Origin of the sequence: Pseudomonas viridiflava (genome assembly GCF_001642795.1) — a bacterium.
Lineage (GTDB): Bacteria > Pseudomonadota > Gammaproteobacteria > Pseudomonadales > Pseudomonadaceae > Aquipseudomonas > Aquipseudomonas viridiflava.
This window is the reverse complement of the sequence record NZ_LKEH01000045.1, coordinates 105,587-124,324: the sequence shown is the minus strand read 5'-3', so window position 1 is coordinate 124,324 and position 18,738 is coordinate 105,587. Positions and strand designations below refer to the sequence as shown.

Sequence of the window (18,738 nt, the reverse complement as noted above, 5' to 3'; positions counted from 1 at the left end):
ATGCAGTCGACGCGGTATGTCAGGAAAATCGCGTCATCGTTCATCGCCGGCAAGCCGCCTCCCACGGTCCGTGTTTGCTGCGCGACAGCGCTACGTCAAAGTCGTGGTGAGGGCCCCACAGTCTGTTTTTGCCGCAAAACAGCACCCTGTGAGAGATAAAGCCCACAAAAAACCGGCACAAGGCCGGTTTTTTCATACCTGCAAAACGCAATCAGAACGAGGCGTTGGCCAGACCGTCCAGATAACGCTCAACGTCCAGTGCAGCCATGCAGCCTGCGCCGGCCGAGGTGATTGCCTGGCGGTACACGTGGTCTGCCACGTCGCCCGCAGCGAATACGCCTTCGACGCTGGTAGCAGTCGCGTTGCCTTCACGGCCACCCTGCACAACCATGTAGCCGTCTTTCAACGCCAACTGGCCGTCGAACAGCGAGGTGTTCGGCGTGTGGCCGATGGCGATGAACACGCCATCGACTTTCAGCTCGTCGCTGCTGCCGTCGTTGTTTTTCAGGCGAGCACCGGTCACGCCCATGTTGTCGCCCAGCACTTCATCGAGCGTCGCGTTGAGCTTGAGTTCGATCTTGCCTTCAGCGACGCGTGCATGCAGCTTGTCGATCAGGATCTTCTCGGCGCGGAAGGTCTCGCGACGGTGAACCAGCGTCACCTTGCTCGCGATGTTGGCCAGGTAAAGCGCCTCTTCGACGGCCGTATTGCCGCCACCGACCACGGCAACTTCGCGGTTGCGATAGAAGAAACCGTCGCAGGTCGCGCAGGCAGAAACACCCTTGCCCATGAACGCTTCTTCCGATGGCAGACCCAGGTAACGAGCGCTCGCACCGGTTGCGATGATCAACGCGTCGCAGGTGTAGGTTGCGCTGTCGCCCTGCAGACTGAACGGCTTGCCTGCCAGATCGACCGAGTTGATGTGATCGAACACGATCTCGGTCTCGAAACGCTCGGCGTGCTCGCGCATGCGCTCCATCAGAACCGGGCCGGTCAGGCCATGCGGGTCGCCTGGCCAGTTATCGACTTCAGTGGTCGTGGTCAGCTGACCGCCAGCCTGCATGCCGGTGATGAGCAGAGGCTTGAGGTTGGCGCGCGCGGCATACACCGCAGCGCTGTAACCGGCAGGGCCGGAACCGAGAATGATCACTCGGGAATGACGTACGTCTGACATGACACACTCCTATCGACCGGCCGTTTACGCCGCGGTCGGAACGGCTGGATAAGTAAGGATGGCCGAAACCGCTCGGCCGTCCTGAGAATTCTGATGCGGCGACCTGACGCTGAGCCAGGCCGCCGCCATCGATTACAGGCTCTTGGCGTTGGAAGCCAGGTAATCGGCGACGCCCTGAGCGTCGGCCTTCATACCTTTCTGGCCTGGACGCCAGCCTGCCGGGCAGACTTCGCCGTGCTCTTCGGTGAACTGCAGCGCTTCGACCAGACGCACCATGTCGTCCACGTCACGACCCAGCGGCAGGTTGTTCACCACCTGGTGCTGGACAACGCCAGCCTTGTCGATCAGGAACGAGGCGCGCAGTGCAACGCCGTCGTCGTGTTCGATGCCATAGGCACGAGTGATCTCGTGTTTGACGTCGGCCACCATGGTGAACTCGACCTCGCCAATGCCGCCTTTTTCTACCGGGGTACTGCGCCACGCAAAGTGGGTGAATTGCGAATCGATGGAAACGCCAACCACTTCAACACCCAGCTCGCGGAATTTGGCGATGCGGTTGTTGTGGGCAATGATTTCCGAAGGGCAGACAAAGGTGAAATCCAGAGGCCAGAAGAACAAGACCACGTACTTGCCGCGCAGGGAAGACAGCTTGAAGCTGTCGACGATGGAACCATCACCCAATACTGCTGCTGCGTCGAAATCCGGGGCTGACTTGTTTACCAGTACGCTCATTGATAACTCCATGAAAATTGTAAGGACAGGTCCTGAAATTGGTGACAAGCCTATCGGGGTGGCAGAGAGTAAGGAAATATCGTTTCACAATCCACCTTATAGGCCGCTTCTATACAACCCAGAGGCCATTCTGATCCTGTGTCTGTGGCGATGTTCAGATTATCCCTCTCAAAGGCGACGGATCGACCACAAGCCGGATCAGCCCTGCCAGACCGGCTTCAAGCCTCCTCTTTCAAGGCCATCGCAAAGCCGGTAAGGTCACGCCTTTCAAGCTTTCGGAGGCTGCCATGCCTGCTCCCGCCCTTACCGGCCCGCAATACCTCAAGGAAGGCCTGAAACTGGTCCTGAGCCCTGGATTGCGCCTGTTCGTCCTGCTGCCGTTGAGCATCAATCTGGTGCTGTTCTGCGGCGTGATCTACCTGGCGATACACCAGTTCGAACTCTGGGTCGACGCGTTCATGCCCACGCTTCCCCACTGGCTGAGCTTTCTCACCTACATCCTCTGGCCACTGTTCGTCGCGCTGGTGCTGCTGATGGTGTTCTTCACCTTCACCATGGTCGCCAACATCATTGCTGCGCCGTTCAACGGCTTTCTGTCGGAGAAGGTCGAAGCGGTGGTGCGCGGCGTGGATGATTCCCCGGACTTCAGTTGGGCCGAGCTGGTTGCCATGGTACCCCGCACCCTCGCCCGCGAGGCACGCAAACTGGGCTATATGCTGCCGCGCATGCTCGGGCTGTTCATCCTTTCATTCATACCCGTGGCCAACATCATCGCCGCCCCGCTGTGGCTGCTGTTCGGCGTGTGGATGATGGCCATCCAGTACATCGACTACCCGGCCGACAACCACAAGCTGGGCTGGAACGAGATGCTTGCCTGGCTCAAGTCCAAACGCTGGCAGAGCCTGAGTTTCGGCGGCATCGTGTATCTGGCGCTGCTGATTCCGGTGGTCAACATTCTGATGATGCCGGCAGCAGTGGCCGGGGCGACGTTGTTCTGGGTGCGTGAGCGCGGGGCGGATGCCTTGCCGAGCCGGGTTACCGGTGCCTGATGAACAGGGACATGCTGCCGGAAGCCCCGCTTCCGGCAGCCCTGTAAAAAAATCACTGCGTGTAATTATCTACAACTCGCGCAATGCAAAAGGCATGTCTAATAAGCTTTCAATCAACCTGTTCATGCAAGGCCGCAACGCAGCCACATGAAGACACATGAACTTGACAAGGAAGTTAGATCATGACGACGCAACACAACCCAAATGTACTCGCCAAGCAAGGCAATGCCGAAGATATCAAAGCGCAGATCCGGGAGTTTCTGGTCGGCCAGCTGTCCGAGTGGGGCATCGATCCGGACGAAGCGTTCATCAATGGCATGGGCACCAGTGTCGGAGAAAGGATGGTCATCTTTTCCCGCTCCATCAGCGAAGACGCGTGGCACCGCGTTTATGAAAACGATGAAGTTGAGTACGCCGACGGGCCGGACAGCGGACTGTTCAGCGTTCAGTATTCATTTGCCGACGAACACCGCATTGCCGAGCCAAGTCTGGACGAGGTCGCTGAGCTGATCAATCAACTGGTGGCCGACTTCGGCTGATGCATGCCTGAGGCCACTGTCCGGGCTATACTCCGGACAGTGGCCTTATAGAGATAACAGGACATCAGTGATCTTCAGCTCTTCAGTAAATACGGCAATCAGAACAATCTTACAGCTGACTGTACAAACTCTTACACCCACTCACCCTTACATATAGAACTGCGGCAAACTTTTACCCGAAGCGGAAAAAGTCTGCCTCCCGCCGACACTTGCTACGTGTAGGCATCGTATGTAGGACGATAATAGTTAACTCAATCTTTCCTGCCTCGTTCTTGTAGGACCTTAAAGAAACTCCAAAACTGGCATTCGACTTGCTCTGCATCCTGAACCACACGGAGGGCATTGCCATGGAAACTCAAACACTATCGGCCGCGTCACAAAGCGGCAAAACACGTCAATCTGCGGGAATGGAAAAAGCTGCGCCATCTCGACCAGGCCAGTTTTCTCAGATATTGAAGCGTGCGGAGTCATCCAGACAGGAACGCTCGATAACGCCTGCCTCCGCGACGCTGAGTCGCCCGGTTCAACCGCGCTCCTCGTTCTTTATGCAGAACATGAGTATTGAGCAGCGCAGGTCTGCAGTTGAAGAGAAGGGCTTTTCGGCAAGGCCTGCGGCGATGGAGAGAGTCTCTGCGTCCATGGCGGTTCAGGCTGGAAGGTCAAAGGAGACCTTTGCCATCACCTCTCAAGCGTTGAATCAGGCAGGCAATACTGGATTCCTGATTTCCCCAACCGGCTTTGATGTTGAAAGATCAAATGGCAACGCTCAAAAAAGACAGATGCTTGAAGAGGCGAAAAGCGAACCTAATAGTGTGCACAATATTATCGAAAGCCTCTTGAAAAACACGTTGACTTTCGAACTTCTTGACATTACAGATTACCCGGTCATTCGCTACGCAGCCACTGGCGAACCTGTGACCAAAGAGTCTCGCAACTATTATTCAAACACGCTTACGTCAATCCTTGAGCAAAGGACCCAGCTGTATGGAGCTGTAAAAAAACGAGGTGCCACTGATATGGAAACGCTTGAAACGTTACTGAATTTTAATGACAGCCTGCCCCATCGTTTCAGAAAGATGGCGAACTGGTAGGCAGCGCCCCGTCATGAAGCATTTTCAAGGCGGGAACTCTCTACCGACTTTCGGTATCTTAAGATCCACTTCATCATCATGTAGTGCCGTCCGTAAACGTCGTCTGAAAGGACAAGCTAAACGCTACAACCTGACACACACCCGCCCCGAAGCACCCGATCACAAATCCATCACAAACCCGCCACATAACCGACATGTCTACGGTCGAAACTCTTCCTATGAGCCAATCCCTGCATGTCACGCTTATCACTGAAACCTTCAGCCCCGAGATCAATGGCGTTGCCAACACCCTGGGGCGGCTGTGTGACGGCTTGCGCTTGCGCGGGCATCGGGTCGAGCTGATCCGGCCGCGCCAGAGCGAGGACGCTGTGTCGAGCGCAGCCGATGATCTAATGCTGTGCCGCGGCTGGCCGATTCCGGGCTATCCGGGATTGCAGTGGGGGCAGTCGTCGATGCACAAGCTGTTACGCCGCTGGCAGCGCAGACGGCCGGATGTGCTGTATATCGCCACCGAGGGGCCGCTGGGGCTTTCTGCGTTACGCGCTGCCAGACGACTGGGGATAGCGGTGGTGAGCGGCTTCCACACCAATTTTCCTCAATACACACAGCAATACGGCATGGGCTTCATCACTCGCCTGATCACCCATTACCTGCGCTGGTTCCACAATCGTTCGCGGATCACGCTGGTGCCCAGCGTCAGCCAGAAAGTGGAGCTGGAGCGGCGCGGTTTCGAGCGCATTGAGTTGCTGTCGCGGGGCGTGGACAGTCAATTGTTTCACCCCTCACGGCGCTCCCAAACCTTGCGCGAGAGCTGGGGGCTGGGGGCGAACGACACGGGTGTGATTCATGTCGGCAGACTGGCACCGGAGAAGAATCTGGGGCTGCTAAAGGCCAGTTTCGAGACGCTGAAGGCGAGTTACCCGCAACGCAACCTCAAGCTGATCATTGTCGGCGACGGGCCTCAGCGAACGTGGCTGGAACAACAGATTCCAGAGGCAATCCTCTGCGGCACGCAACGGGGCGAGGCGCTGGCAACGCACTATGCGTCAGGCGACATGTTCCTGTTTCCCAGCCTGACCGAAACCTTTGGCAACGTGGTGCTGGAAGCACTGGCGTCCGGCCTGGGCGTGGTTGCCTACGATGAAGCGGCCGCCGGGCAGCATATTCGTCACGGCCACAATGGCGCGCTGGCCATGCCCGGAGATGAAGCGGCATTCATAGACGCCGCGCACTGGCTGCTGGAAGACAGCGAAACCCTGCGCCGCGTGCGCCTGAACGCCAGGCAGCATGCGAGTCGTCAGGGCTGGGCGGCAATCATCGATCAGTTCGAACGGCAACTGCTGGACGTCTCCCCGCCCCGGGAAAGCGTGACTGAGGTCGAGGTCGCAAAGGTTGCTCGTCAGACCATCAGACCAACGTCGTCAGTGCCTCTCGACTGAACGGCAGAATGTCCTGCTCGCGCCCTTCGCGCACCTTGACTGCCCAATCGGGATCGACCAGCAGTGCACGCCCTACAGCGACCAGATCGAACTCGTCGTTGCCCAGCCGCTGCAACAGATTTTCCAGACTGGCCGGCTGGGCCACCTTGTCGGTGTTGACCATGAATTGCAGAAACTCGCCGTCCAGGCCGACGCTGCCGACGGTAATGGTCGGTTTGCCGGTCAGTTTGCGCGTCCAGCCCGCCAGGTTCAGTTCGGAGCCTTCGAATTCCGCTTCCCAGAACCGACGTGTCGAGCAGTGAAAGATATCCACACCGGCGTCCGACAGCGGCTGCAGGAATTCGCCGAGCGCTTCTGGCGTGTTCACAAGGCGTGCGGTGTAATCCTGCTGCTTCCACTGTGAGAAACGGAAGATGATCGGGTAATCCGGTCCGACCGCAGCGCGTACGGCCTGAATCAGCTCGATGGCAAAGCGCGAACGGTTGGCGAGGCTGCCGCCGTATTCGTCGGTGCGCTGGTTGCTGCCCTCCCAGAAAAACTGGTCGATCAGATAGCCGTGAGCACCATGGATCTCCACGCCATCCATGCCGATGGCCTTGGCATCCGCTGCTGCCTGCGCGAACGCGGCTACCACTTCATCAATGTCCTGTTTGCTCATGCCGTGGACCAGCACTTGCCCGTCCTTGACCTTTTCCATCGGCCCGTAGGCAGGCACGCTGCCGTCCGGCTCGGTGCCGAGGCGACGTACCGCGCCGACATGCCAGAGCTGCGGGACGATCTTGCCGCCTTCGGCGTGCACGGCATCAGCCACGTTCTTCCAGCCGGCCAGCGGCGCTTCACCGAAGAACTGCGGGACGTTGGGATAGCCATTGGAAGCCTTGTGATTCACCGTCGTACCCTCGGTGATGATCAGACCGACGCCTGCGGCTGCCCGACGCCGGTAATATTCGACGACCTTCGAGTTCGGCACATGCCCAGGCGAGAACGAGCGCGTCATAGGCGCCATGACCACACGTGACGATAATTCCAGGCTGCCCAGATGAAAGGGTTTGAACAAGGCTTTTACCGGCATGCGCGGGTCTCCGACGAGCGTTGAGGGATAGCGATTCGGCGAAGAATGCCGGATCAGAGGCGCAGCATAGGGCGGACCGGGAGCGCAGGCCCAGTACTATTGATTTGACTGATTTGAGTTCAGAAGCGGTAAAAACATGGGGTGGCCAAAGAGTCGGAGGCCACCCGGAAGGCTGATCAGTTCAGACCCAGCGCTTTTTCGATTGCCAGAATGACGGCAGGATCATCAGGCGCTGTGCGCGGCGAGAAACGTGCGATGACTTCGCCGCTCTTTCGAACGAGAAACTTTTCAAAATTCCAGGTGATATCACCGGGAAACTCGGCACCCTCACCCGCCAGCAGGCGATAGAGCGGATGACGATGCGGACCGTTGACCTCAAGCTTTTCGCCCAGAGGAAAGGTCACGCCGTAACTGAGTTCGCAGAACTCGGCAATTTCCTGTTCGGTGCCCGGCTCCTGGCCCGCAAACTGGTTGCAGGGCAGTCCCAGAATCATCAGGCCCTTGTCCTTGTATTGCTGGTACAGGTTCTCGAGCGCTGCATACTGCGGTGTGAGACCGCACTTCGAAGCGACATTGACAACCAGAACCGCCTTGTCCTTGAACGGAGCCAGTGACAGCTCCTGACCATCCAGCGCTTTCAGCTTGATGTCGTGAAAAGCACTCATGAAGAACCCCCTTGAAACCCGAGCCTTGCCCCAGAACCCGAAAAGGCGCAATGACCGTACGCGAAACGAAAGTCGTCATCGCAGAACGGCCAGAGCGCCTTTGTCAGTGATTTGAGCTTAGCAGCACAAATCAGTGATGATGGCCGCCTTCGCCATGAACGTGGCCATGAGCTACTTCTTCTTCGCTGGCATCACGAATGTCCACGACTTTCACTTTGAAGTTCAGACGCTGACCGGCGAGCGGGTGGTTGCCGTCGACAGTGACGTCGTCGCCGTCCAGATCGCGAATGGTCACGATCTGCATGCCGCCGTCAGGGCCGGAAGCATGAAACTGCATGCCGACCTGAAGCTCGTCAACGCCTTCGAACATACTGCGGCTCAGGGTGCTGACCAGTTCGGCGGAGTATTCGCCGTAGGCTTCTTCCGGCTCGATGGCGACATCCAGCTCGTCACCGACATTCTTGCCTTCCAGTGCCTTTTCGAGGCCCGGAATGATGTTGCCAGCACCTTGCAGGTAAACCAGCGGCGCGCCACCGGTGGAGCTGTCGATGACCTCACCAGCGTCGTTGGTCAGGGTATAGTCAATGGAGACAGCCTTATTGGCGGCGATCGGCATGGGGACAAGACCTTTGCTTAAGATTGAAGAACGAGCAAGTTTAACCAAGCCATCGCCCGAAAGCGAACGCAACTCTGACAGACGGGCCCAATTGGAAAAGTCAACGGTCATCGATTTCCGGCAGGACGAAGAAGGACACTGGGTTGCGATGCTGTCCTGCGGCCACACTCAGCATCTTCGTCACCAGCCGCCGTGGCAATCGCGGGCCTGGGTGCTGGACCCCGCTGAACGCCAACAGAAAATAGGTCAGGGCTTTCACTGCGGCTGGTGTGCGAAAGCTGCGGATAACGATAGTCTTGGCAAAGAGGATCCGCATTAGACGGTTCCCGGTCTTTTTACGGTTGTCGGCTGTACACCTTCGCCACTGCCCTTGCACTGCTCAATCGAGAAGCCAGTATGCAGACGTTCTTCATCGCCCCCACAGATTTTGGCGTGGGGTTGACCTCCATCAGCCTCGGGCTGGTGCGCACTCTGGAGCGCGCCGGCCTGAAAGTCGGTTTTTTCAAGCCGATTGCCCAACCGCATCCCGGCGATCTGGGCCCGGAACGCTCGACCGAACTGATGGCCCGCACCCACGGCCTCAAACCGCCCAAACCGCTTGCTCTGGCGCACGTCGAACGCATGCTGGGCGACGGGCAGCTGGACGAGCTGCTTGAAGAAATCATCAATCTTTACCAGCAGGCAGCCGTCGGCAAGGATGTGCTGGTAGTCGAAGGCATGGTGCCGACACGCAGCGCCAGCTATGCCGCGCGGGTCAACCTCCACTTGGCCAAGAGCCTGGATGCCGAGGTGATTCTGGTGTCCGCGCCGGAAAACGAGGTGCTGACCGAGCTGTCCGGACGGGTCGAATTACAGGCCCAGTTGTTCGGCGGTCCCAAGGACCCCAAGGTTCTGGGCGTGATCCTGAACAAGGTCCGCACCGACGAAAGCATGGAAGTCTTCGCCGCTCGTCTGAAGGAGCACTCGCCGCTGCTGCGCAATGGCGATTTCCGTCTGCTGGGCTGTATTCCCTATCAGGCCGAACTCAACGCGCCGCGTACCCGTGACGTCGCCGAATTGCTGGGCGCTCAGGTGCTCAACGCAGGCGATTACGATCAGCGTCGCATGTCGCGGATCATTATCTGCGCGCGAACCGTGCTCAATACCGTGCCTCTGCTCAAGCCAGGCGTGCTGGTGGTGACGCCGGGCGACCGAGACGACATCATTCTCGCCGTAAGCCTGGCCGCCATGAATGGCGTGCCGCTGGCGGGCCTGTTGCTGACCAGCGATACGGTCCCCGACCCGCGCATCATGGAATTGTGCCGCGGCGCGTTGCAGGCAGGACTGCCGGTGCTTTCAGTGAGCACCGGCTCCTACGACACGGCCAACCGCCTCAATCAGTTGAACAAGGAAATCCCCATTGATGACCGCGAGCGTGCGGAAATCATCACGGATTTCGTCGCCAGCCATCTGGACGCCAAGTGGCTGCACCAGCGCTGTGGTACGCCGCGCGAATTGCGCCTGTCGCCAGCGGTGTTTCGCTATCAATTGATCCAGCGTGCGCAGGCCGCCAACAAGCGCATCGTACTGCCGGAAGGCAACGAACCGCTGACCATTCAGGCGGCCGCGATCTGTCAGGCCCGCGGCATTGCGCGCTGCGTACTGCTGGCCAAGCCTGAGGAGGTGCAAGCGGTTGCACAGGCCCACGGCATCGAGCTGCCACCGGGGCTGGAAATTCTCGACCCGGACCTGATTCGCGAGCGCTACGTTGCGCCGATGGTGGACCTGCGCAGAAGCAAAAGCCTGAACGCGCCCATGGCCGAGCAGCAACTTGAAGATCCGGTGGTGATCGGCACGGTCATGCTGGCGCTGGATGAAGTCGACGGGCTGGTGTCAGGCGTCGTTCACTCCACTGCAAACACCATTCGCCCTGCCCTGCAACTGATCAAGACCGCGCCGGGCTGCACGCTGGTGTCGTCAGTATTCTTCATGCTGTTTCCCGAGCAGGTGCTGGTCTATGGCGACTGCATCATGAACCCGCACCCGAGCGCCAGCGAACTGGCCGAGATTGCCTTGCAAAGCGCCGACTCAGCCATCGCGTTCGGCATCTCGCCCCGCGTGGCGATGATCAGCTATTCGAGCGGCAATTCGGCCAGCGGCGAAGAGGTCGAGAAAGTCCGCGAAGCCACGCAACTGGCCCGCGAAACCAAGCGTGATCTATTGATCGACGGACCGCTGCAGTATGATGCCGCCGCCAACGAGCACGTCGCCCGGCAACTGGCACCTGACAGCCCCGTTGCAGGACGCGCCAACGTGTTTGTGTTCCCGGATCTGAACACCGGCAACACCACGTATAAGGCCGTGCAGCGCAGCGCCGACTGCGTGAGTCTCGGCCCGATGCTGCAAGGCCTGCGCAAGCCGGTCAACGATCTGCCGCGTGGCGCTCAGGTCGACGACATCGTCTACACCATCGCGTTGACTGCCATTCAGGCCGACACACTGGCCTGATAAACACACAGGTGCCGCAGGCAAATCTGCGGCATCCCACTCTTCTGCGGAGCTTTATCCTTCATGGATTTCCTGCCTGCCCCATTGCGCGGCGTCCTCGCCTCGCTGCTGTTGGCGCTGAACACCGTCGTCTGCTGCACGGTGCTGTTCGTGGTCACGATCTTCAAGATCTGCCTGCCCTTCTCTGCCGCCCAACGCCTCACCGACTGGATGATGAGCCACATTCAGGAAACCTGGATCGGCAATAACAATGCGTGGATCAGACTGCTGTGCAACACCCGCTGGCACCTGACCGGCCTCGAGGGGCTGGACTACAAGCACTCGTATCTGGTGACCAGCAACCATCAGAGCTGGGTCGACATCATGGTGCTGCAGTACGTGTTGAACCGCCGTATCCGACCGTTGAAGTTCTTCCTCAAGCAGGAACTGATCTGGGTGCCGGTGATTGGTCTGGCATGGTGGGCGCTGGGCTTTCCGTTCATGAAGCGCTATTCCAAGGCGTACCTGGCCAAGCATCCGGAGAAAAAGGGCAAGGACCTGGAAACCACACGTCGCACGTGCGCGAAGTTTCGTCACAACCCGGTGGGTATCTTCAACTTCGCAGAAGGCACGCGCTTCACGCCGGGCAAGCATGCCGAGCAGAACTCGCCGTTCCGCCATTTGCTGAAACCCAAGGCGGGCGGCATTGCTTTCGTGCTGGATGCGATGGGCGAGCAGCTTGAGTCGATCATCAACGTGACCATTCACTATCCCGCTGGCCGGCCGGGCTACTGGGACTTGCTGTGCGGCAGAGTGAAAGACGTGGTCGCCCACTTCGAAGAGATCAGAATCCCGCAGCAGTTCGTGGGCAAAAACTACGATCAGGACGGCGAATACCGCCTGGAATTCCAGCAGTGGATCAACGCGCTGTGGGAAGAGAAAGACCAGTTGCTTGAGCGGATGCACGAGCAGTATCGCGGTTGATTCATGATCGTGCCCATGCTCAGCACTCATCGTTATATGCAAGTCCGCCTCGACACTGATCGTGCCCAGAGCATGGGCACGATCATCAGTAAGGGAGCTTACTGCTGGTATTGCTGATACTGCTGGCCCGGAATCGGCTTGAGGTTGACCTCTACGCGACGGTTCTGGGCGCGGCCATTGGCGTCGGCGTTGCTGGCGATTGGCTGGTCGGGACCGGCACCGCGTACCGACAGGTGAGCCTGATCGACGCCTTGGGACGTCAGGTAAGTTGCGACGCTCTGTGCGCGCTGCTGGGACAGGTCCATGTTGTGCTGACGGCTGCCGGTGCTGTCGGTGTAGCCGATGATTTCAATGTTGCTCTGGTTGAACTGCTTGAGCGAGTTCGCCAGGTTGTTGAGCGGGGAATAGAAGCTGCTGGCAATCGCCGACGAGTCGGTGGCGAAGGTGATGTTGCCCGGCATGATCAACTTGATCTGATCACCCTGACGCTGCACCTCGACACCGGTATTAGCCATGCTCGCGCGCAGAGCCGCTTCCTGTTTGTCCGCGTAGTAGCCGTAGCCTGCCGATGCAGCACCGACCACGGCAGCGCCGATCAGTGCGCCTTTGCCGCGATGGTTATGGTCGATGGCCGCACCGGCTACCGCACCAGCCAGGGCACCCAGCCCGCCGTATTTGGCAGTCTTGTTCATGCCACCGGAGCTTTGAGCCTGGCCCTGATTGTCATAGGGATTGGACGTCGCACAGCCGGAAAGCATGGCCACAGCGGTGGCTGCAATAATCAAACGACGAGACATGAACATTCAGAAGCTCCTGGGTTGGACGAACGCTAATGACCGATTAGAGCATGGCGCCTGTCAAAAATTCCTTAACCCGGCCTGAACCGTCCGCCTGCAGAGTCATCGCCGCTCCTCACGAATATACGGCTCACCCAGCGCACCCGGCTGGCTTGAGGACTGTCGCCTGCCAGCGGCGACCCAGACCATGACCAGCAAGGTGACGGCATAGGGCGTCATCAACACGAAGTACTGCGGCAGCTTCACGCCGGTTGCTGCCAGTTGCGGAATCAACGCTTCGATGCCGCCGAACAGCAATGCTCCGGCCAGTGCCCGCCAGGGTGACCAGCGCGCAAAGATGACCAGTGAAACGGCAATCCAGCCGCGCCCGCCAGTCATGTCGGCGATCCACATCTTAGTGCTCAGCACCGCAATGAAACCGCCCGCCAGGCCCATCAGCGCCGAGCCTGCCACAATGGCGGCCAGCCTGTAGCCCTGCACCGAAATGCCTGCCGCATCGGCGGCCTGTGGGTTTTCGCCAACCGCGCGCAAACGCAGACCGGTGCGCGTGCGCTCCAGCAACCAGACCACGGCGAAGAAGATCAACACGGTCAGGTACACCAGCGGATTCTGGACAAACACCTTGCCCACCACGGGCAGCTCAGACAGCGGCCACAACTCCACGGCCTGCAGACCGCTGACCGGACGATTGGTCCAGCCCAGCAGCGTCCCCAGCAAACCGGTCAGTCCCTGACAGAAAAACACCAGCGCCAGCCCGGCGATCACCTGATTGATCCGCAACACCAACACCATCAAGGCGAACAGTAAAGACACCACGCCCGCCGCCGCCATCGAGGCCAGCAGCGAAATGCCGGGCGAGCCGACACTCAGTTGCATGCCGATGCCCGCCAGCGCGCCTACCAGCATCATGCCTTCGACGCCCAGCGCCAGCACGCCGCTGCGTTCGATCAGGATCAGGCCGAGCGCAGCCAGGGCGAAGGGCACGGCAAAATCCGGCGCACTGCCCAGCCAGTGAGAAAGAAGGTCCATCAGCGTGCTCCTGCCTGAATACGTCGCAGGCGATGACGAATGAAGAAGTCGGACGAGGCCACGCAGATCACCAGAATCGCCTGGATCAGTTGCACCATCGAAAACGGGATCTGGTAGAACACCTGCAGGTTGCGCCCCGCCACGAACAGCATGGCAATCAGCAGCGCCACAATCGTTGCCGCCACCGGATTGTTGCGCGCCAGAAACGCGATGAGGATCCCGGAAAAGCCATAACCCTGATAGAACGACTGGGTCAAACGACCCTCCTGCCCCGAGGTCACGACAAACCCCGCAAGCCCCGCCAGGGCGCCCGACAGCAGCACCGTGCCCATGATCATTTTGCGCACCGGCACGCCAACGGCACCGGCCACTTTCGGGCTGGCATCGACAAAGCGCAGGTACAGACCGGCCCGGGAAATACCGATGAACCACAACGTCAGCAGCATGACCAGCAGCGCCAGAACAATCGCCGCGTTGTACCCGGCAAACAGGTCAGGCAGACGTTCGAAACTGCGCAATGCAGGCGAGTACGGAAAGTTGTCCCGTGGGTCTTTCCAACTGCCGTAGACCAGATGCAGCAGAAAGTTGGCGGCGATGTAATTGAGCATCAGGGTCGAAATGATTTCATTGACCTGCCACTTCAGCTTCAACAGGATCGGCCCCAGGCTCCAGAGCATCGCGCAGACGATGGCAGCCGCCATCATCAACGGCAGCCGCAACATGTCCGGCCCCACGTCAAACAGCGAAATGGCCGTGGCACCGATGGCGCCCCAGATCATCTGCCCTTCCAGCCCCAGGTTCCAGAACCTTGCCCGGAAGGCCATGCAGCCTGCCAGACCGACCATGATCATGGGCGAGGCCTGAAACAGCACGGCCTTGAAGTTCTGTGCATCGAATACGGTCTGCATGACGAACTCATTGAGCAACTCATCCGCAGGAACGCCCGCCATGATCAGTATGGCGGTGCAGATAGCCAGGCCGACCAGCAACGCCAGCGCAATGATCAGCGCTTGCAGCGGCCAGCCTGTTTGCTGGCGTATTTCCAATGTGTAGCGTCGCGACAGCAATGGGCTTCGCGGCGCACTGCCTGCGTGCAAAACAGTCGATTCAGTCATGACTCACCATCGCTTTGCCTATGGCCTGACGGTCAGCGGGATGATCGAACTCGGCGACGATGCGCCCGCCGTTCATCACGCCGATCCGGTCAGACAGGGTCAGAACCTCGTCCAGGTCTTCACTGATCACCAGCACCGCTGCGCCTGCATCACGCGCCGCCCGAAGCCGGTCGTGCACAGCCTGTGTGGCGCGAACATCCAGGCCCCGGCTCGGGCTGTGGACCAGCACCAGTTGTGGGTCGCGGCTGAACTCTCGAGCGATCACCAGCTTTTGTGCGTTGCCACCCGACAACAGCGCGGCCTTCTGATCGAGCGAACGCACGCCCTGCACATCGAAATCCACCACGGCCTTTTGCGCGTCCTGCTTCAGACGCGAGTAGCGCATGCGCCAGAACGAGCCGTACTGGCCGCCATGGATATTGCCCACGCCAAAGTTTTCAGCCACCGACAGCGAACCGGCCAGCGCCGCGCCGTAGCGATCTGCCGGGATCGAAGCAATACGCAGTTGACGCCGTTGCTCGGTCGATGCGGTGCGCAGATCACCGAACTGCGCCAGATGAATCTCGCCTTCGGTGGGCTGTGGCAGCCCCATCAGCGCGTTGGCCAGTTCCGCCTGACCGTTGCCGCCGACGCCTGCGATGCCGTAGATCTGCCCGGCACGCAGGGTCATGTTCACACCATTCAGGGCCGTGTTGCCTGAAACACTGCGCAAATCCCGAACCTGCAAACGGACTTCTCCCGCCGCGACAGGACTGCGCTCGCTGACCGGCGCAGAATCGCCCACGGTCAGTTGCACCAGTTGCTGAACGCTGACGCTTTGCGGGTCGAGGGTCTGGATCGTTCTGCCGCCGCGCATCACGGTCACCCGGTCGGCGTAGCGCTTCACGTCGGCCATCTTGTGCGTCACCAGAATTACTGCTGCGCCCTGTCGGGCAAAGGTCTGCACGGTCATCAACAGACGCTCGGCCTCCTGATCGGTGAGCACGGCTGTGGGTTCGTCAAGAATCAGAATCCGCGCACCGGCCAGCAGCACCTTGAGAATCTCCACACGCTGCTGTTCGGCCACCGACAGGCTGTCGACGCTGCGAGTCGGGTCAAGCACAAAGCACAACTCCTCGGCCTTGGCGGCAATCTCCTGCTCAAGCGCCCGCAGACGCTTGCGATAACTGCCCTCGCCCGGCTGCTCACGCAGCCCCAACAGAATGTTTTGCGCCACCGTGAACGGCTTCACCAGCTTGAAATGCTGATGCACCATGCCGATCCGGTAGCGACTGGCATCCTTGGGGCCTTGCAACTGGACCGGATTGTCGTCAATGAACAGCGAACCGGTTTCCGGTGCATACAGACCGGCGGCGATGTTCATCAGCGACGATTTGCCCGCACCGTTCTCTCCCAGTAGCGCATGGACCTCGCCCCAGTGAGCGGTGAAGTCGGCATCGATCAGCGCCTTGAAGCCGTCGAACGACTTGCTGATCCCGGTGAGTTGAAGCGCGTTGACCTGACTCATTGCTGAGTCATCACGCCTTCGATAAACCAGTCCATTTTCCACAAGTCGGGGTCAGACAAATGCTGCCCGGCAGCGATGCGCTCCTTGCCGTCGCGATCCGCCATCGGGCCGCTGTAGATGATTTTTCGGCCAGCCAGCAATTCGGCGCGCTCGGCTTCGATCTTCTGCCGGTTGTCCGCAGAAATAATAGGGTCCTTGGTCAGGCTGATGTCAGTACCGCCCTGCTCCATCGACAGCAGCGCGCCATTGGCTGCGGGCGTCCAGTTGCCTGCGATGACTTTCTTGAGTTCAGGCCCCAGGAAACGGTCCCAGACCCAGACCGACGAACAGACGGTGGCCTTGGGCGCGAACTCGCTGAGGTCACGGTGATGACCGGTGCCGTGAATACCGCGCTCCTGGGCGACGATCTGCGGTGTGGGGCTGTCGACGTGCTGACCGACCACATCGACCCCGTTGTCGATCAGCGCCATGGTTGCCGCACGTTCCTTGACCGGGTCGTTCCAGGCACCCGTGTAGACAACCGTGACCGTGGCCTTCGGATTGATCTGCTTCGCACCCAGCTCGTAGGCATTGATGGTCCAGTTGACCTGCCCGAACGGGTTGGCGGCCACGAAGCCCAGCTTGCCGGTTTTCGACGCGGCGCCTGCTGCCATGCCGCACAGGTACTGGCTTTCATAGGTGCGACCGTAGAACGACTCCAGGTTGGGCGCGTTGGTGGTGCCCGAGCCGTTCAGGAACGCCACTTCAGGGTATTTTTTGGCCAGTGTCAGGAAGGTGTCGGAGTAACCGAAAGCCGTACCGACGATGATGTTCGCGCCACGTGCGATCAGGCGATCGACCACCGGTGTGATGGCAGCCGCGTTTTCAGGAACGCTTTCGACGTACTGGATTTTAGTGTCCAGATCCTTTTCCAGTTTTTGCCGCGCCTCGTCGAATGCCTGGGTCCAGCCGCCGTCGTTGCGCGGACTGATGTACACCATAGCGATTTTCGCCGGGCCTTTGAGGGTCAGCCCTTCCGCCTGGGCAAGGCTGCCCATCCCGAACGCAACAGCCGCACACAAAGTCCCGGGCAACAGTTTCTTGTACATAGACGTTTTCCTGAGGGTAATGGCCTGCAAGAACAGCGCGGGGCCGACCCAGCAGGCCATAGCAGCATCCATGCCACTGCAGAAAAGACGTTATGAAACAATGGACTGTAGAAAACAACATGATCAAAACGGATCAGATGGTCCGATTCAGAGCACTTGGTTTGTGCAGAGTGACCGGTTGCTGCTCAGCCGGGGTGCGTACAGCAGCAGACCAATGTGGAAGTTCTTACCACAGCCTCGACATAACGCTGTCGCACAGCAAACACCGGACTGTGGGAGGCGGCTTGCCGGCGAAGCATTTTCCCAGGCAATACATCAGCGGCTGGACTGATGCCATCGCCGGCAAGCCGCCTCCCACATTGGATAGCGTTTCGTCAGAGGCTCAAGGCTTTTTTGACGAAGCACCACGCGGCAGGATGCCGTCCAGGATCATGCTGCGCAGACTCTCCAGAACCTCGTCGAAGAACTCGGGGTCATCCAGCGTTCTACCCGTCACCGCCTCGACCTGCGTGCGGAAGTCTGCGTAATGCTGGGTGGTCGCCCACAACGAGAAGATCAGGTGATGCGGATTGATCGGCGCCAACTGGCCACTGTCGATCCAGTGCTGAATGACCGCGACCTTGGTCTGCACCGTGTCGCGCAACGGATGCTGCAGTTCGCCCTGTATCAGCGGCGCGCCCTGCATCACTTCCATGCAGAACAGCCGGGACTCGGCCGGATGATCGCGGGACATTTCCAGCTTGGCCTTCAGATAGGCACCGATGGCCTGCTGCGGGTCCTTGTCGGCCGTGAAGTGCAGCAAGGGGCTGAGCCACACTTCCAGCAACTGGCGCAGCACGTTCAGATACAGGTCGTCCTTGCTGCTGAAGTAATACAGCAGGTTGGTCTTGGACACGTCCGCCAGGCTCGCCACCTGATCCAGGCTGCTGCCATGCACGCCGTAACGGGAGAAGATTTCCAGCGCAGCATCGAGAATCACGCTGCGCTTGCCTTCCATGAGCCGCAGGCGTCGCTTGAGCGCGGACGCACTGGGCTCGCGGGTCGCCTTGACTGCCTTGTCGGGCTTGACCTTGCGCACGCGTTTGCTCGCGGGCTCTGTCACGGGAGGTTTCTTGTTCACGCACATCCAACCAGTGATCCCTAAATGAGCAGGCATCTTAACGGGCGGATACACTTTGTCGATATGGATGCGAACCGCGCCGCGCATTTATCCGCCGCACGCCCCATCAGCGTGCGCTCTGCACAAACCAAGTGCTCTAATCCAGACCAAGTGGTCCGAAATAAACAAATTAACTTCCTAACCATTTGAATAAAAACGACAAACCAAAGCTGGCCCGCTCCATGCAAGTTCGGTTCAAGTGCCGCCCGTTGTCCC

The 18,738-nt window shown here is 59.4% G+C and carries 18 protein-coding genes; 7 read left to right on the top strand and 11 right to left on the bottom strand.

Going from position 1 to position 18,738, the window contains the following annotated elements:
- Nucleotides 1-211: 211 nt before the first annotated feature.
- Nucleotides 212-1,174 carry a thioredoxin-disulfide reductase gene (gene trxB, locus AO065_RS22655; protein ID WP_004885126.1) on the bottom strand — a complete coding sequence of 321 codons (963 nt, stop codon included), beginning with the start codon at nt 1,172-1,174 and terminating at the stop codon, nt 212-214.
- Nucleotides 1,175-1,306: 132 nt separating this feature from the next.
- A complete protein-coding gene (locus AO065_RS22650) occupies nt 1,307-1,906 on the bottom strand; it encodes a peroxiredoxin (protein ID WP_004885127.1) in 600 nt (199 codons plus the stop codon).
- Between the two features lie 287 nt (nt 1,907-2,193).
- Between AO065_RS22650 and cysZ the strand changes: the two genes are divergently transcribed.
- From cysZ to AO065_RS22630, 4 genes are all read left to right on the top strand, one after another.
- Complete coding sequence (gene cysZ / locus AO065_RS22645) at nt 2,194-2,955, top strand: sulfate transporter CysZ (protein ID WP_004885128.1); 762 nt, start codon at nt 2,194-2,196, stop codon at nt 2,953-2,955.
- Between the two features lie 182 nt (nt 2,956-3,137).
- Complete coding sequence (locus AO065_RS22640; RefSeq protein WP_004885129.1) at nt 3,138-3,494, top strand: hypothetical protein; 357 nt, start codon at nt 3,138-3,140, stop codon at nt 3,492-3,494.
- Nucleotides 3,495-3,841: 347 nt separating this feature from the next.
- Complete coding sequence (locus AO065_RS27320) at nt 3,842-4,585, top strand: hypothetical protein (RefSeq protein WP_004885130.1); 744 nt, start codon at nt 3,842-3,844, stop codon at nt 4,583-4,585.
- 218 nt (nt 4,586-4,803) lie between these two features.
- Complete coding sequence (locus tag AO065_RS22630) at nt 4,804-6,024, top strand: glycosyltransferase family 4 protein (RefSeq protein WP_004885131.1); 1,221 nt, start codon at nt 4,804-4,806, stop codon at nt 6,022-6,024.
- Here the strand turns inward: AO065_RS22630 and AO065_RS22625 are convergent.
- The 3 genes from AO065_RS22625 to AO065_RS22615 form a co-directional block, all read right to left on the bottom strand.
- The gene (locus AO065_RS22625; protein ID WP_004885132.1) at nt 5,993-7,096 is read right to left on the bottom strand and encodes an NADH:flavin oxidoreductase; all 1,104 of its coding nucleotides are present in this window, start codon (nt 7,094-7,096) and stop codon (nt 5,993-5,995) included. The genes AO065_RS22630 and AO065_RS22625 overlap by 32 nt on opposite strands.
- A 176-nt stretch (nt 7,097-7,272) precedes the next feature.
- Nucleotides 7,273-7,761, bottom strand: coding sequence for a glutathione peroxidase (locus AO065_RS22620; protein ID WP_004885133.1), 489 nt, complete (start codon nt 7,759-7,761; stop codon nt 7,273-7,275).
- A 130-nt stretch (nt 7,762-7,891) separates the two neighbouring features.
- Nucleotides 7,892-8,377, bottom strand: a complete 486-nt coding sequence (locus AO065_RS22615) for an FKBP-type peptidyl-prolyl cis-trans isomerase (protein ID WP_004885134.1) — start codon at nt 8,375-8,377, stop codon at nt 7,892-7,894.
- A gap of 13 nt (nt 8,378-8,390) precedes the next feature.
- On the opposite strand from AO065_RS22615, the gene AO065_RS27220 reads away from it, so the two are divergent.
- From AO065_RS27220 to AO065_RS22600, 3 genes are all read left to right on the top strand, one after another.
- Complete coding sequence (locus AO065_RS27220; RefSeq protein ID WP_004885135.1) at nt 8,391-8,696, top strand: DUF3565 domain-containing protein; 306 nt, start codon at nt 8,391-8,393, stop codon at nt 8,694-8,696.
- A gap of 77 nt (nt 8,697-8,773) precedes the next feature.
- Nucleotides 8,774-10,864 carry a phosphate acetyltransferase gene (gene pta, locus AO065_RS22605; RefSeq protein WP_004885136.1) on the top strand — a complete coding sequence of 697 codons (2,091 nt, stop codon included), beginning with the start codon at nt 8,774-8,776 and terminating at the stop codon, nt 10,862-10,864.
- A gap of 63 nt (nt 10,865-10,927) precedes the next feature.
- Nucleotides 10,928-11,827, top strand: a complete 900-nt coding sequence (locus tag AO065_RS22600; RefSeq protein ID WP_004885137.1) for an acyltransferase — start codon at nt 10,928-10,930, stop codon at nt 11,825-11,827.
- A 98-nt stretch (nt 11,828-11,925) separates the two neighbouring features.
- Here the strand turns inward: AO065_RS22600 and AO065_RS22595 are convergent, their stop codons facing one another.
- The 6 genes from AO065_RS22595 to rutR all read right to left on the bottom strand — a co-directional run bounded on the left by AO065_RS22595 (nt 11,926) and on the right by rutR (nt 18,489).
- Nucleotides 11,926-12,630: a YiaD family glycine zipper/OmpA-like lipoprotein gene (locus tag AO065_RS22595; RefSeq protein WP_004885138.1), complete on the bottom strand. Its 705-nt coding sequence runs from the start codon at nt 12,628-12,630 to the stop codon at nt 11,926-11,928.
- Between the two features lie 96 nt (nt 12,631-12,726).
- On the bottom strand, nt 12,727-13,653 hold the full coding sequence (locus AO065_RS22590; protein WP_004885139.1) for an ABC transporter permease: 927 nt from the start codon (nt 13,651-13,653) through the stop codon (nt 12,727-12,729).
- Nucleotides 13,653-14,768: an ABC transporter permease gene (locus AO065_RS22585; RefSeq protein WP_004885140.1), complete on the bottom strand. Its 1,116-nt coding sequence runs from the start codon at nt 14,766-14,768 to the stop codon at nt 13,653-13,655. Before AO065_RS22585 ends, AO065_RS22590 begins: the two co-directional genes overlap by 1 nt.
- Nucleotides 14,761-16,275 (bottom strand): ABC transporter ATP-binding protein, encoded by a 1,515-nt coding sequence (locus AO065_RS22580; protein WP_004885141.1) that lies wholly within the window; start codon nt 16,273-16,275, stop codon nt 14,761-14,763. Before AO065_RS22580 ends, AO065_RS22585 begins: the two co-directional genes overlap by 8 nt.
- Nucleotides 16,272-17,363 carry a BMP family ABC transporter substrate-binding protein gene (locus tag AO065_RS22575; RefSeq protein WP_004885142.1) on the bottom strand — a complete coding sequence of 364 codons (1,092 nt, stop codon included), beginning with the start codon at nt 17,361-17,363 and terminating at the stop codon, nt 16,272-16,274. The genes AO065_RS22580 and AO065_RS22575 overlap by 4 nt, the downstream gene beginning before the upstream one ends.
- A gap of 382 nt (nt 17,364-17,745) precedes the next feature.
- Nucleotides 17,746-18,489 carry a pyrimidine utilization regulatory protein R gene (gene rutR / locus AO065_RS22570; protein WP_004885143.1) on the bottom strand — a complete coding sequence of 248 codons (744 nt, stop codon included), beginning with the start codon at nt 18,487-18,489 and terminating at the stop codon, nt 17,746-17,748.
- Between the last annotated feature and the right edge of the window lie 249 nt (nt 18,490-18,738).